At 68.1% G+C, this 12,867-nt stretch carries 13 protein-coding genes; 3 read left to right on the top strand and 10 right to left on the bottom strand.

All coding sequences use genetic code 11. The features are described 5' to 3' along the window. The 4 genes from ndk to ACESL5_RS03500 all read right to left on the bottom strand — a co-directional run. Window positions 1–315: nucleoside-diphosphate kinase (gene ndk, locus ACESL5_RS03515; RefSeq protein WP_372591401.1), on the bottom strand; the 315-nt coding region annotated here is incomplete at its 3' end. Between the two features lie 186 nt (window positions 316–501). Continuing rightward, on the bottom strand, window positions 502–1,002 hold the full coding sequence (locus ACESL5_RS03510) for an Rrf2 family transcriptional regulator (RefSeq protein ID WP_372591400.1): 501 nt from the start codon (window positions 1,000–1,002) through the stop codon (window positions 502–504). Between the two features lie 123 nt (window positions 1,003–1,125). Beyond that, a complete protein-coding gene (cysE, locus tag ACESL5_RS03505) occupies window positions 1,126–1,953 on the bottom strand; it encodes a serine O-acetyltransferase (RefSeq protein WP_372591399.1) in 828 nt (275 codons plus the stop codon). Window positions 1,954–1,965: 12 nt separating this feature from the next. Continuing rightward, window positions 1,966–2,772: an RNA methyltransferase gene (locus tag ACESL5_RS03500; protein WP_372591398.1), complete on the bottom strand. Its 807-nt coding sequence runs from the start codon at window positions 2,770–2,772 to the stop codon at window positions 1,966–1,968. Between the two features lie 101 nt (window positions 2,773–2,873). On the opposite strand from ACESL5_RS03500, the gene ACESL5_RS03495 reads away from it, so the two are divergent. Further along, window positions 2,874–3,692, top strand: a complete 819-nt coding sequence (locus ACESL5_RS03495; RefSeq protein ID WP_372591397.1) for an inositol monophosphatase family protein — start codon at window positions 2,874–2,876, stop codon at window positions 3,690–3,692. Window positions 3,693–3,791: 99 nt separating this feature from the next. Here ACESL5_RS03495 and secF read toward each other — a convergent pair whose 3' ends face one another. The 6 genes from secF to ACESL5_RS03465 all read right to left on the bottom strand — a co-directional run bounded on the left by secF (window position 3,792) and on the right by ACESL5_RS03465 (window position 11,130). Continuing rightward, a complete protein-coding gene (secF, locus tag ACESL5_RS03490) occupies window positions 3,792–4,733 on the bottom strand; it encodes a protein translocase subunit SecF (RefSeq protein WP_372591396.1) in 942 nt (313 codons plus the stop codon). A gap of 37 nt (window positions 4,734–4,770) precedes the next feature. Further along, the gene (secD, locus tag ACESL5_RS03485) at window positions 4,771–6,633 is read right to left on the bottom strand and encodes a protein translocase subunit SecD (RefSeq protein WP_372591395.1); all 1,863 of its coding nucleotides are present in this window, start codon (window positions 6,631–6,633) and stop codon (window positions 4,771–4,773) included. Between the two features lie 125 nt (window positions 6,634–6,758). Further along, the gene (gene yajC / locus ACESL5_RS03480; RefSeq protein WP_372591394.1) at window positions 6,759–7,097 is read right to left on the bottom strand and encodes a preprotein translocase subunit YajC; all 339 of its coding nucleotides are present in this window, start codon (window positions 7,095–7,097) and stop codon (window positions 6,759–6,761) included. 117 nt (window positions 7,098–7,214) lie between these two features. Further along, window positions 7,215–8,360 carry a tRNA guanosine(34) transglycosylase Tgt gene (gene tgt / locus ACESL5_RS03475; RefSeq protein ID WP_372591393.1) on the bottom strand — a complete coding sequence of 382 codons (1,146 nt, stop codon included), beginning with the start codon at window positions 8,358–8,360 and terminating at the stop codon, window positions 7,215–7,217. A 4-nt stretch (window positions 8,361–8,364) separates the two neighbouring features. Continuing rightward, on the bottom strand, window positions 8,365–9,435 hold the full coding sequence (gene queA / locus ACESL5_RS03470; RefSeq protein WP_372591392.1) for a tRNA preQ1(34) S-adenosylmethionine ribosyltransferase-isomerase QueA: 1,071 nt from the start codon (window positions 9,433–9,435) through the stop codon (window positions 8,365–8,367). An 873-nt stretch (window positions 9,436–10,308) separates the two neighbouring features. Further along, on the bottom strand, window positions 10,309–11,130 hold the full coding sequence (locus ACESL5_RS03465) for an alpha/beta fold hydrolase (RefSeq protein ID WP_372591391.1): 822 nt from the start codon (window positions 11,128–11,130) through the stop codon (window positions 10,309–10,311). 145 nt (window positions 11,131–11,275) lie between these two features. Between ACESL5_RS03465 and ACESL5_RS03460 the strand changes: the two genes are divergently transcribed. Together ACESL5_RS03460 and lptM are read left to right on the top strand one after the other, a co-directional pair. Continuing rightward, on the top strand, window positions 11,276–12,589 hold the full coding sequence (locus tag ACESL5_RS03460; RefSeq protein WP_372591390.1) for an RsmB/NOP family class I SAM-dependent RNA methyltransferase: 1,314 nt from the start codon (window positions 11,276–11,278) through the stop codon (window positions 12,587–12,589). Window positions 12,590–12,676: 87 nt separating this feature from the next. Next, on the top strand, window positions 12,677–12,856 hold the full coding sequence (gene lptM / locus ACESL5_RS03455; protein WP_372591389.1) for an LPS translocon maturation chaperone LptM: 180 nt from the start codon (window positions 12,677–12,679) through the stop codon (window positions 12,854–12,856). Window positions 12,857–12,867: the final 11 nt, after the last annotated feature.

The following is a 12,867-nucleotide window of genomic DNA, read 5'->3' as shown; positions in this document are numbered from 1 at the left end:
GGCGCGGATGGTGCCCGGCTCGGCTTCCTTCGGGTTGGTCGCGCCCATCAGGTCACGGTTCTTGGCGATGGCGTCCTCGCCCTCGAGCACCTGGACGAATACCGGGCCGGAGATCATGAAGCTGACCAGCTCGCCGAAGAACGGACGCTCCTTGTGAACCGCGTAGAAGCCTTCGGCCTGCTCGCGGGTCAGTTGCAGCATGCGCGCACCGACCACCGACAGACCGGCGTCCTCGAAGCGCGAGATGATCTGACCGATCACGTTCTTCGCGACGGCGTCGGGCTTGATGATCGAAAGGGTGCGTTCTACGGCCATGAAACTTTCTCCTGCTCGGGCGGTGACTACCGTCCCAGTAAAACGTGGAAAACAAACCAGAAAACAAAAAGCTGCCGGCCGCCCGCTCGGACAACCGGAAAGCCGGATAGTTTAAGGAAACTCTGCGCCAATAGCCAACGCCTGGCGGTCCGCCCCGACGGGGACGAGGTTGACTACTTCGGAAACTCAGGGACCGACGCCGCGCATGCCGGAGGCGACCGCCTCGGTCCGCTCGTCGCGGACCTTCTGCAGTCGATCGTCCTGCACCGCGGAGACATCCAGCACGTGCGGTTTCTCCACGAGATCCGCCAGCGAGATGGACTCGAGGAAGTCGTGGATCTGGGCCGACAGCCCCATCCACAGATCGTGCGCCAGGCACTGACCGCCGGCCTGGCAGTTGCCACGCCCGCCGCAGCGGGTGACGTCGACCATCTCGTCGACCGCGTGGATGATCTCCGCGATGTTGATCCGCCCGGGCTCGCGTGCCAGCTGGTAGCCGCCACCCGGCCCACGTACGCTGCTGACCAAGTGGCCACGGCGAAGCTGGGCGAACAATTGCTCCAGGTAGGAAAGCGAGAGCGATTGCCGCTCCGCGATGTCCGCCAGGGCCGTGGGCTGCCCTCGATCATGGATGGCCAGGTCGAGCATGGCCGTGACGGCGTAGCGACCCTTGGTCGTCAGCCTCATTGCAAACCTCCCGGCAACGACCCGCGCCGTTGCACTGAATACGGAATTCCGGGGCCCGGGGCCCCGAAAAGGGTCGTCCCATCATAATCCGGCGGGCGGGGAGTGTATATGCCCACCTCCCTGTCACCGAGGCGACTCGCCGCGAGCGGCACCCTGATCGTCGGTCTCGCGTGCCGGGTCGGCGCAGCCGGACACGCCATCCTCCTCGTCGAGATGACAGCCGTCCAGGCTGGGCCGTGCCGGGCGGGACACCTCCACGCCCAGGGACCTCAGCGCGGCGGCCATCTCGTCGAGCTGGCCATCGACCGCCTGGACGTGATCGAGAAGTCGGTCGACAACCGTCGCGACGGGGTCGGGCATGTCGCGGGCCACGCCGTAGGCGTCGAACCCCAGGCGCTGGGCGACCCGGCGCTTGGTCTCGCTCTGCTCGTCGCGTCGCTCGACGACCCGGGCCGGAATGCCGACCAGCGTGGCGCCGGCGGGAGCGTCCTTCAACACCACCGCGTTCGAGCCCACGCGCACACCAGCCCCCAGCTCGATCGGCCCGAGGATCTTGGCGCCGGCGCCAACCACCACCCCGTCGCCCAGCGTGGGGTGGCGCTTGCCCTCGCGCCAGGTGGTCCCGCCCAGGGTCACGCCATGGTAGAGGGTGCAGTCGTCACCGATCAGGGCGGTCTCGCCGATCACAACCCCCATGCCGTGATCGACGAAGAACCGCCGACCGATCCGGGCCCCGGGGTGAATCTCGATGCCGGTCAGCCAGCGACTCACGTTGGAGATCAGCCGGGCCAGCAGGCGCCAGTTGCGCCGCCACAGGGCGTGCGCCACGCGGTGCCACCAGACCGCATGCAGCCCGGGATAGGTCAGCGCGATCTCCCAGCGGCTCCGCGCCGCCGGGTCACGGTCGAACACGCTGTCGACATCATCGAGAATCGTTTTCCACCAGCCCATCGCTTTGTCCCGCTATTCCTTGCCCGTCGCCGACCCGTGCCGCTCCAGCGCCGTGATCATGCCCTGGAGGATCTGCACCTCCTCGCGGCGGGGCTCGGCCCGGTTGAGCATCACCCGTACCCGACGCATCAGCCGCTCGACCCGCCCGGCATCGGCACCGCCGACGGCGAAGAACCCCGTGGGTTCGAGCAGCCCCTCGAGCCGCCGGCACAGTGTAGCAAGCTCGCCGCGCGTGACCGGGACCTCGCCAGCGGCCATCTCCACCACGCCCGGTGGCTCGACGGCGGCATGGAAGAGCTCGTAGCCCACGAGCTGAACGGCCTGGGCCAGGTTAAGGACGGGGTATTCCGGGTTGGCGTGAATGGCCACCAGCCGGTCGGCGACGGCCAGCTCCGCGTTGGTCAGGCCCGTGCGCTCGGCGCCGAACAGGATGCTGACACGGCCCGCCGGGCCGGCATCGCACACCTGCCGGCGAATGACGGACGCGGCCTCCCGGCCCTCGTGCAACGGCAGCGTGAGCCGCCGCGATCGGGCCGTAGTCGCCCAGACGGCCACCGAGTCGGCAACGGCCGCCTCCACGTCGTTCACGACGCGAGCGCGGTCGAGGATCTCCGCGGCGTGCGTCGCCACGGCGCGCGCCCGATCGTCGACGGCCGCCCGCGGCGAGACCAGCACCATCCGGGACAGCCCCATGGTCTTCATGGCACGCGCGGCGGCGCCGATATTCTCGGCCATCGACGTCTGACAGAGCACGATCTCGACGCGATCGAGCCAGTTGTCGGGGCATTGGTCCGTGATGGGGCTGGGTTGCTCGTTCATGTCCGGGCGTGGTTGTTGGCGTGTTTACGCGTATAATTTCGGCCCGAGAGCCGGAGGGCCGGCCTCAATCACCACTCGCTCATCGAGCCGACAAGATCATTATGCCGCACCCCATGCTCAATATCGCCGTGCGCGCGGCCCGCGCCGCCGGCAGCATCATCTCCCGCAGTCACCACCGCGTTAACGACCTGACGATCGAGTCCAAGCGGCGCAACGACTACGTCAGCGACGTCGACCGACAGGCCGAGGGTGCCATCATCGACACCCTGCTGCGCGCCTACCCCGATCACGCCATCCTGGCCGAAGAGACTGGCGCCGGCGGCACCGAGGGCTCGGAATACCGCTGGATCATCGACCCGCTCGACGGTACCACCAACTTCCTGCACGGCATTCCCCACTACGCCGTGTCGATCGCCCTCGAATACCAGGGCCGACTCGAACTGGGTGTGGTCTACAACCCGGTCAACCAGGAGCTGTTCACCGCCGAACGCGGTGGCGGCGCCTTCCTCGACAACCGCCGCATCCGCGTGGCGCCGAGAAAGGGCCTGGAAGGCGCACTGCTGGGCACCGGCATTCCCTTCCGCGACGATCAGAACCTCGAGCGCTACATCGCCACGCTGCGGGCGCTGCACGGCCCGATCGCCGGCATCCGTCGCCCGGGCTCGGCCGCCCTCGACCTGGCCTGGGTGGCCTGCGGCCGTTTCGACGGCTTCTGGGAATTCGGCCTGAAGCCCTGGGACATGGCCGCCGGCGTCCTGCTGGTGCGCGAGGCCGGCGGGGTCGTGATCGACAACCACGGGGGCGACGGCTATCTCGCCAGCGGCAACCTGATCTGCGCCAACCCCAAGCTCACCCACGTGATGCTCCAGGCGATCAGCAAGGCCGAGAAGGAACACGAGTCGGTATCCCGACCCTCCTGACGGGATCCTCCGCGCCAACCGAACGCATCAGGCCCGCCAAATGGCGGGCCTTTTTCCTGTCCGGGCAAGAACACTCCCTGATACGGGTCCCCGATCCGGTCAGGGGGCGTTGTCCTCGACCTCCTTGAGGCGCTCGCGATCGTCGATCTTGAGCAGGTCCTGGCGCTTGAGGCCCATGTCCAGGGAGACGGCCGAGGCCACGTAAATCGACGAGAAGGTACCGATCGCGATGCCCAGCAACAGCGTCAGCGAGAACCCGTAGAGCGCCTCGCCGCCGAAGATCAGCAGCGCCAGCGCCGTGAGGAAGGTGGTGCCCGAGGTGATCACGGTCCGCGACATGGTCTGGTTGACCGAGGCGTTCATCACCTCCTGCTCGGTGCCCTTGCGCATCTTCTGGAAATTTTCCCGGATGCGGTCGAAGACCACGATGGTGTCGTTGATCGAGTAGCCGGCCAGCGCGAGGAAGGCCGCCAGCACCGTCAGGTCGAAGCGGACGCCCAGCAGGCTGACCAGCCCCAGCACCACGACCAGGTCGTGCGCCAGGGCGAGGATGGCGCCGCCGGCCAGCCGCACCTGAAAGCGGAAGCCGACGTAGACGAGGATGCCCGCCAGCACCACGATCAGCGCGAGCCCGCCGGCGTTGAACAGTTCCTTGCCCACGGCCGGACCGACATACTCGACCCGGCGCATCTCCACGCCTTCGGATTCCGACTGCAGCGCGATGAGCAGCTCGTCGGCCATGCGCGACTGGCTCTCGCCCGAAGGCGGCAGACGCACCATCACCTCCTCGGAGGAACCGAAGAACTGCGCCACGGCATTCTCGTAGCCGCGCTCGTCCAGTGTCGCGCGCACCGCGTCGATGTCGGCCCCGCCGGGATAGCCCAGCTCGACAACCACCCCGCCGGTGAAGTCCAGGCCCAGGTCCAGGCCCTTGGTCAGCAGCGAGCCGGCGGCCACCAGCAGCAGGATCACGGAGAAGGCATAGCCGTAAAAGCGCTTGCCGAAGAAATCGAAACGCGCGTCGGGCGGAAAGATGTTCATAGCGTACTCGTCTTGATTCCGTTGCGGGCGGGCCGGCTCAGATGGCCAGGCCCTTGAGGCGCGCCTTGCGGCCGTAGATCAGGTTGGCCAGCGCACGCGACAGCATGACCGCCGTGAACACCGAGGCCAGGATGCCGATCGACAGCGTGACCGCGAAGCCCTTGATCGGGCCGGTGCCGAAGGCGAACAGCGCCAGTGCGGCCAGCAGCGTGGTGATGTTCGCATCGAGGATGGTGGCGAAGGCGCGCTCGTAGCCGGCCTTGATCGCCGCGTGCGGCGTCATGCCGTTCCTGAGTTCCTCGCGGATGCGCTCGAATATCAGCACGTTGGCATCCACCGCCATGCCCACCGTGAGCACGATCCCGGCAATGCCCGGCAGCGTGAGCGTGGCCTGGAGCATCGAGAGCACCGCCACGATCAGGATCAGGTTGGAGACCAGCGCCACCACCGCGATCACGCCGAAGACGCGGTAGTAGATCATCATGAAGATCGCGACCAGCACGAAGCCGAGCACGGCCGCCTGGACGCCGGCCTTGATGTTGTCGGCCCCGAGGCTCGGGCCCACGGTGCGCTCCTCGACGATGTCCATCGGCGCGCGCAGTGCCCCGGCGCGCAGCAGCAGCGAGAGGTTGCGCGCTTCCTCGGATGAGTCGAGCCCGGTGATCTGGAAGCGGTGCGCCAGCTGGTCACGGATCGTGGCCACGTTGATGACCTCCTCGACCAGGCGCTTTTCCTCGACCAGCTCGCCGTCTACCACTTCGCTTTCCAGGCGGTTCTCGATAAAGACCACGCCCATCTGCTTGCCGATATTGTCGCCAGTGATGTCGGCCATGCGGCGGGCGCCCTGGCTGTCGAGATTGACGAACACGGCCGGCGAGCCGGAATCCTGGTCGAAGCCGGAGGAGGCGCCTGTGACGCGATCGCCGGTAACGATGACCTGGCGCTTGAGCAGCACCGACCCGCCGTCGCGGCGCTCGTAGAGCTTGGCCTGCGTCGGCGCGCTGCCGGTCTTGGCGGCTTCGTCCCAGTCGGCCGGCGAGCCGTGCACGAGGCGGAACTCCAGGGTGGCGGTCGCGCCGAGGATCTCCTTGGCGCGCACCGTGTCCTGGATACCCGGGAGCTCGACGACGATGCGGCTCTCGCCCTGCTGCTGAATCAGCGGCTCGGCCACGCCGAGCTCGTTGACCCGGTTTCGCAGGGTAGTGATGTTCTGCTCGAGCGCCGCCCTGCGCTCGGTCTCGATGCCGTCCTCGGTCATCTGCGCCCGCAGGTACGGCTCGCCGTCGATCTCGGTGGTGTCGAACGCCAGGTCCTCGTAGTCGTCCGTCAGGCGCTCGATGCCCGAATCACGGGCCGCCGCGTCGCGGAAGCGCACGAGGATGGCGCCTTCCTCGTTCACCTCGGCCGACACGTAGCGGAGCTCCGCGCCCCGCAGGTCGGCGCGGATGCCGTCGATGCGCCGCTCCAGCGCGGTGCGGATGGCCGCGTCCATGTCCACCTGCATCAGGAAGTGGACACCGCCGCGCAGATCCAGACCCAGATACATCGGCAGGGCGCCCAGATCGGTCAGCCAGGCGGGGGCCGCGGGGGCCAGGTTCAGGGCGACCGGGTAGTCGCCACCCAGGGCGGCGCGGACCACGTCCACGGCCTTGAGCTGGTCGTCCGTGGACTCGAACCGGATCAGGCCGTCTTCGTCCGTGATCTCCGCCCGCGTGTACTCGATGCCGGCGGCGCGCAGGGCGCTTTTCGCTTCGGTGAGTGCCGTTTGCTCCATGCTGCCGTCGCGCTTGGAGATCTGCAGGGCGGGTTCCTCGCCGAAGAAGTTCGGCAGTGCGTAGAAAAGCCCGACCAGCAAGACGACTACGACGATCAGATTCTTCCACAGTGGGTAGCGGTTCATCTTCTAGGCCTTCGCGTGAGAGCCGCCCCGGGGAGGGGCGTCGCCGGCCGACTCGCATCCATGGTCGGCGGGCGGGAATGACGAAGGGCCCGCCGTGGCGAGCCCTGGAAGTCGATGGCGGAGGATCAGGCCTCGCGCGCGTCCTTGATCGTGCCCTTCGGCATGACCGAGGCGATGGCGAAGCGCTGCACCACCACGGTGGTGTTGTCCGCGATCTCGAGCACGACCAGCGAGTCGCCGAGGCCGATGACCCGGCCCAGCAGGCCGCCCGTGGTGGCCACCTCGTCACCCTTCTCGATCGATTCGATCAGCTTCTTGTGCTCCTTCTGCCGCTTGATCTGCGGACGAATGAGCAGGAAGTACATCACGGCGAAGATGAGAAGCAGCGGCAGGAAGGTCGCCAGCAGGCTCGGTTCGCCACCGGCTGCCCCGGACTGGGCCATGGCATCGCTGATAAAGAACATCGTGGTTGGTGCTCCCGATTGTTTTATTGTGTTTCAAACGACTCGGAAGTATGCCACAAGCACGGGCCGTTGCATTAGGGAACCGCGGATGGAATCCGCCGACCCCGCCTGGGGCGGTCAGACTCCCCGGGCCCGATCGGTATAGAAACGAGCGCGGAAGGCGTCGAAGGCGTCCGCCTCGATGGCCTCGCGCATCTCGGCCATCAGCACCTGGTAGTAATGCAGGTTGTGGATCGTGTTCAGCCGAGCACCGAGCACCTCGCGCGTCCGGTGGAGGTGCTTGAGGTAGGCCCGCGAGTAGTGGCGACAGGTGTAGCAGTCGCAGTCCTCGTCCACCGGCTGGATGTCGCGGGTATAGCGTGCATTGCGCAGGCGCACGTCGCCGTAGCGGGTGAACAGGTGGCCATTGCGCGCGTTGCGGGTCGGCATGACGCAGTCGAACATGTCCACGCCACGCGCCACCGACTCCACCAGGTCCTCGGGCTTGCCCACGCCCATCAGGTAGCGGGGCCGGTCGCCGGGCAGTTCGGGCAGGGTGAACTCGAGCACGGCGTTGCGCTCCTCGAGCGGCTCGCCTACCGACAGCCCCCCGATCGCGTAGCCGTCGAAGCCGAGATCGATCAGCCCGGCAGCCGACTCGCGCCGCAGCGACTCGTGCATGCCGCCCTGGACGATGCCGAACAGGGCACGGTCCGAACCCTCGGGCCGGCATTCCTCGAAGGCGACCTTCGAGCGCGCGGCCCAGCGCAGCGACAGGCGCATCGAGGCACCGGCCTGTTCGACCGTGGCCGGGTAGGGCGTGCACTCGTCGAAAATCATCTGGATGTCGGAACCCAGTTCGTGCTGGACCTGCATCGAGGATTCGGGCGTGAGCAGCACGCGGCTGCCGTCGACCGGCGAGGCGAACCGCACACCCTCCTCCGTGATCTTGCGCATCTGGGCCAGCGAGAAGACCTGGAAGCCGCCGGAGTCGGTCAGGATCGGTCGCTCCCAGTGCATGAAGTCATGGAGATCGCCGTGCAGCCGGATGATCTCCGTGCCCGGCCTGAGCATGAGGTGAAAGGTGTTGCCCAGGACGATCTGCGCCCCCAGCTCGATCAGCTCCTCGGGCGTGACCGCCTTGACGGTGCCGTAGGTGCCGACCGGCATGAACGCGGGGGTCTCGATCTCGCCGCGCTCAAAACGGATCCGTCCCCGGCGCGGGCCCGTGCGGCGTTCTGCCGCGTCCCTAGACAGGGTGCAGGCGTGCAGGTCGAACTTCATGCGATCAGCGTCCCCGGTTCGAGGCGGCGGCCTCGATGAACATGGCATCCCCGAAGGAATAGAAGCGGTATCCCCGCTCGACCGCCTCGCGATAGGCAGCCATCACGCGCTCCCGGCCCGCGAAGGCGGAGACCAGCATCAGCAACGTGGAGCGTGGCAGGTGGAAGTTGGTCAGCATTGCATCCACCACGTGTACCGGCTGGCCGGGATAGAGAAACAGCCGGGTGTCGCCCTGGTAGGGGCCGACCTCGCCCCGGGCCGCGCGGTCGGGGTGGGCGCGGGCGGCGGTCTCGATGGCGCGCACGGCGGTGGTGCCGATGGCCACCACGCGCCCGCCCCGCCGACGAGCGGCGGCGATCGCCTCAACGGTTTCCTCCGGCACCTCGGTCCACTCGCTGTGCATCTCGTGCGCCTCGATCGTCTCGCTGCGCACCGGCTGGAAGGTGCCGGCGCCGACGTGCAGGGTGACGTAGGCGATGCGCACGCCCCGGGCGGCGAGTGTCTCGAGCAGGGCTTCGGTGAGATGAAGCCCCGCGGTGGGGGCGGCCACCGCCCCCTCCCGACGGGCGAACACCGTCTGGTAGTCCTGGCGGTCACGATCGTCGTCCGGCCGTTCGATATAGGTGGGCAGCGGCATGTGCCCGTGGGCCTCCAGCCAGACCAGCAGGCTCTCGTGGTCGCTTTCCTCGCAGAGCGCCACCTCGAACAGCGCGCCCTGGCGGTCGACCACCTCGAGGATCGCGCCACCCTCCATGACCAGCCGCGTGCCGACGCGCGGCGAGCGGCTGCTGCGGATATGACACAGGGCCCGGTCGTTGTGCAGCAGTCGCTCGAGCAGGAACTCGACCTTGCCGCCCGAGGCCTTGTGGCCGAAGGCCCGGGCCGGGATCACGCGTGTATCGTTGAGGATCAGGAGATCATCGTCGCCGATCTCCCCGGGCAGGTCCGCGATCCGCTCGTGGCGCATCGCGCCATCGGCGGGCAGCACCAGCATGCGCGCGGATTCGCGCGGCTCGGCCGGGCGGTGCGCGATCCGTTCGCGGGGCAGGTCGTAGTCGAATGCGTCGAGTTTCATGGCCGGCGCAGTCTACCCCGGCCCGGCAGAGCAGGCCACCGCTCTGCCGACGAGACACCTCGGAACGGTGTGCCCGCGCACCCGCGTTAGCGGGTTACCGGACACGACAAGGCACCGATGCCAGCATGACTGGTCGGTTGTTTACAAAGGTGATGGCGAACGAATCCGGGGGCGGATTCGGTGGAAAAAGGAGGAGGGCCGTCCTGGCCACGAACAGATGCTTCCGTTCCGTCAGATCCCTTGCGCCGGTTCCGTAGCGTCGAGTCGTAGGCCCATTCCCTGGGCGATAGGCGAGAACTCTTCCTTGAGGCTGGGCACGATCCATTGCCCGTCCTGTTGTTTCTTGGCTCGCCTGCGACTTCCCTGCGATTTCTTGTTGTTGCCGACGATTCCCGTCGGTGTTCATGGTGCGTCCGGCACCCGCTTCACGCGTCCAGCGCAGATCGTCCTGTGCCATCCCTGGCAGCACCCTTCCGTGGGCGCTCGGCAATCCTTCGATCGGGCCCGGCTTCCCTGCCGGTCACGCCGCTGCCTCCGTGGCGGCCCGCAAAAAACTGGACTCTTCCTCGAGTGCCGGTTGTTTACGGTGCGCAATCCTTAGTCAAGCGCCTGGCGCGAGCCGGGCCAAGCCCGGCAACCCGATCTTCGGGCAGATCCTCTGCCCGTTGCTTCCTGCGCAAGCATCCTTTCATGCCAGTCCGATCCCTCGGCCATCCTGGCCGCCGGGCTTCCTGCCCGTGTGCATCCAAGCACGGAATACATGTTGCGCTTGTCGAGGCGAAACGTGTAGCCGAAATGGCAAAAAGTTTCGTAGGAAATGTCGCTTCGTCTTGTAGGAATTTTCCTACAAGGGTGGCGCGACCCGCCCCGGGCTCAGAGAGACGGACGGTCGCCGGCAAAGGCCTGACAGCCGTGGGCGAAGAAGCGGTTCACGGCATCGAGGAAACCCGGGGTGTCCTCGATGTGCGGCCAGTGGCGGGCGCGCTCCAGGGTGACGATGCAGCTCTGGGGGAAATCGCGGGCGATGCGGGCCTCGTCGTCCATCTCGATATAGGCGGACTGCGCCCCGCGGATGAACAGCGCCGGCCCGAGATAGAAGCCCGACAGCGGCGGCATGTCCGAGGTGTGTTCGTAGGCCGCCTTGAGCTCGGGCAGGTTGAACCGCCAGCGCCAGCGGCCGTCCTCCTGCTCGAGGTTCGCCGCCAGGAAGGCCCGCACCTCCGGCTCGAAGACGTGGACGGCCATCTGCTGGCGTGCCTGCTCGCGTGATTCCAGCCCGTCGAGGTCGACCGCATCCAGCGCGGCGAACACGTCCTTGTGCCAGGGCGGGTACCACTTCGGCGCAATGTCGACCACTACCAGCCGCGCCACCCGCTCGGGGTAACGGTCGGCGAGCACCATGCCGAGCTTGCCGCCGAGCGAGTGGCCGACCAGGTGCGCCCGCTCGATGCCGAGACGATCCATGAGCGCGACGATGTCGTTCGCCATCGCCTCGTAGGAGAGCCCCGGGACATGGGGCGAGCGACCGTGGTTGCGCAGGTCGACATTGATGACTCGATAGTTCTCGCTCAACGAGCGCGCGATGCCACGCCAGTTGGATAGCGAGCCGAACAGGCCGTGCATGATGATCACCGGCAGCCCCCCACCTCGCTCCTCGAAGTGCAGGTCGACCGCCGCGTTGTCGTTCGTCGTCATTGAAGGTTCCCTTGAGGCAGGCGGTCTCCCGGCAAGGACGGCCGGACCGCGTGTCTGATCGTGAGATACTACCAAAGGATCGCCCCGCCGCTCGACGACGGGCTTCCACCGACACCACCGACCGAAACCGCCCCGAGGGGTGTCCATGACCGATTTGCCTGCCAACCCGCCCGCATCCAAGACCACGTCCTGGCCCGCCCCCGCCCTGCCCAGGGGGCGAATCTTCCCCGCTCAACTGGCGTTGGCCGCCGAGCTGCTCGAGCGGATTACCGACGAGGCGCTGCCCGCCGACCGCAGCCTTCAACGCGAGCTGGCGGCCCGCCGTCGGATGGGGCGGCGCGACCGGGAACGGGTCCGCGAGCTGGTGCTGTTCGTGCTCCGCCAGCGCCGGCTGATCGACTGGCTGCTCGAATCCGACGACCCGCCGATGGCCGCCCGGGTAGGCATCGCCATCGCCCTGGCCGACCGGATCGACCCCGTGCTGGCCGAGACGGCCGGACTGACCCCCGACCGCCTCGAGCACGTCTCGAGCGCCACGGCGCGCTCCGTCGAGGACCTGCCCGCCCCGGTGCGCTTCAATCTCTCGACCGAGGCGGAAACACGCTGGCAACGACTCGACCCGCCCGAGCCCGAGGCGCTGGCCCACGCGCTGGACGGCCGCGCCCCGGTCGACCTGCACCTCAATCCGCGCCACCAGGACCGGCCGGCCCTGCAACAGGAACTGGCCGGCGCCGGCATCGATGCCCGGCCGATTCCCGGGCTGCCGCAGGCGCTGCGCCTGGAGCGGCCGGCGCGGCTGACCCGACTCGACGCCTTCCTCGCCGGCGGTTTCGAGATACAGGATGCCGGCAGCCAGTGGGTAGTCCGGGCAACGGGCGCCCGCCCCGACGAGCGGGTGCTCGACCTCTGCGCCGGGGCCGGCGGCAAGACCCTCGGCATGCTGGATGAAACCCGCGGTCGGCTGGCCGTGACGGCCTGCGACCTGCACGCGGAACGCCTGGAGCGGCTGGCCGCCCGGGCGGCACGGCACGGTGACCGGGATCTGGACCTGCGCGCACTTGACGCCACCGCCCCGCTGCCCGCGGACATGGGGCGCTTCGACCGGGTCCTGATCGACGCCCCCTGCAGCGGCTCGGGCACCTGGCGCCGCCACCCCGAACTGCGCTGGGCACGCATCGACTGGCCGGAACTGGCCCGCACGCAGCGGGCGCTGATCGAGAACGGCGCCCGGGCGACACGCCCCCGGGGGTTGCTGGTCTACGCCACCTGCAGCCTGTGGCGTGAAGAGAACGAGGATATCGTCGAGGCGTTCCTCTCCGACCACCCCGACTGGCACCCGGAGTCGCCCGCGATTGACGACCTGCCCGACGACGCGATCGAGCAGGCCATGATCCGCCTGCGGCCCGATCGCCACGGCTGCGACGGTTTCTTCATCGCCTGCCTGCGCGCCCCGGACTGACCCGTCCGGCTCGGGTCCACTGCCAAAACGGCCTCCCGCTCAGGCATAATCGCAGGCTTACCCCGTCACCAACGGTCCGGAGGCCACATGCTGCCCACAACCCTCACCACGCGAGTTTCACGCGCCGCCATCCCCGCCGCGCTGGCCGCCGCCATGGGGCTTGCACTGGTCGGCTGCGGGCAGAAGGGCCCGTTGTACCTGCCGGACGAGGCCCCCTCGCAGATTTCGGCCGACGACGAAGCCACCGACAGCCCGACGCAGGAATGACCCGGAGGAAT

Source organism: Guyparkeria sp. (assembly GCF_041687595.1).
Taxonomy (GTDB): domain Bacteria; phylum Pseudomonadota; class Gammaproteobacteria; order Halothiobacillales; family Halothiobacillaceae; genus Guyparkeria.
This window is presented reverse-complemented; position numbering and strand designations above follow the sequence as displayed.

Coding starts and splice junctions, on each gene's coding strand:
- ACESL5_RS03500 (WP_372591398.1), bottom strand. CDS start 2,772: ATGAACGAGCAACCCAGCCCCATCACGGACCAATGCCCCGACAACTGG.
- ACESL5_RS03495 (WP_372591397.1), top strand. CDS start 2,874: ATGCCGCACCCCATGCTCAATATCGCCGTGCGCGCGGCCCGCGCCGCC.
- ACESL5_RS03465 (WP_372591391.1), bottom strand. CDS start 11,130: ATGACGACGAACGACAACGCGGCGGTCGACCTGCACTTCGAGGAGCGA.
- secD (WP_372591395.1), bottom strand. CDS start 6,633: ATGAACCGCTACCCACTGTGGAAGAATCTGATCGTCGTAGTCGTCTTG.
- ACESL5_RS03460 (WP_372591390.1), top strand. CDS start 11,276: ATGACCGATTTGCCTGCCAACCCGCCCGCATCCAAGACCACGTCCTGG.
- secF (WP_372591396.1), bottom strand. CDS start 4,733: ATGAACATCTTTCCGCCCGACGCGCGTTTCGATTTCTTCGGCAAGCGC.
- ACESL5_RS03510 (WP_372591400.1), bottom strand. CDS start 1,002: ATGAGGCTGACGACCAAGGGTCGCTACGCCGTCACGGCCATGCTCGAC.
- tgt (WP_372591393.1), bottom strand. CDS start 8,360: ATGAAGTTCGACCTGCACGCCTGCACCCTGTCTAGGGACGCGGCAGAA.
- lptM (WP_372591389.1), top strand. CDS start 12,677: ATGCTGCCCACAACCCTCACCACGCGAGTTTCACGCGCCGCCATCCCC.
- yajC (WP_372591394.1), bottom strand. CDS start 7,097: ATGTTCTTTATCAGCGATGCCATGGCCCAGTCCGGGGCAGCCGGTGGC.
- cysE (WP_372591399.1), bottom strand. CDS start 1,953: ATGGGCTGGTGGAAAACGATTCTCGATGATGTCGACAGCGTGTTCGAC.
- queA (WP_372591392.1), bottom strand. CDS start 9,435: ATGAAACTCGACGCATTCGACTACGACCTGCCCCGCGAACGGATCGCG.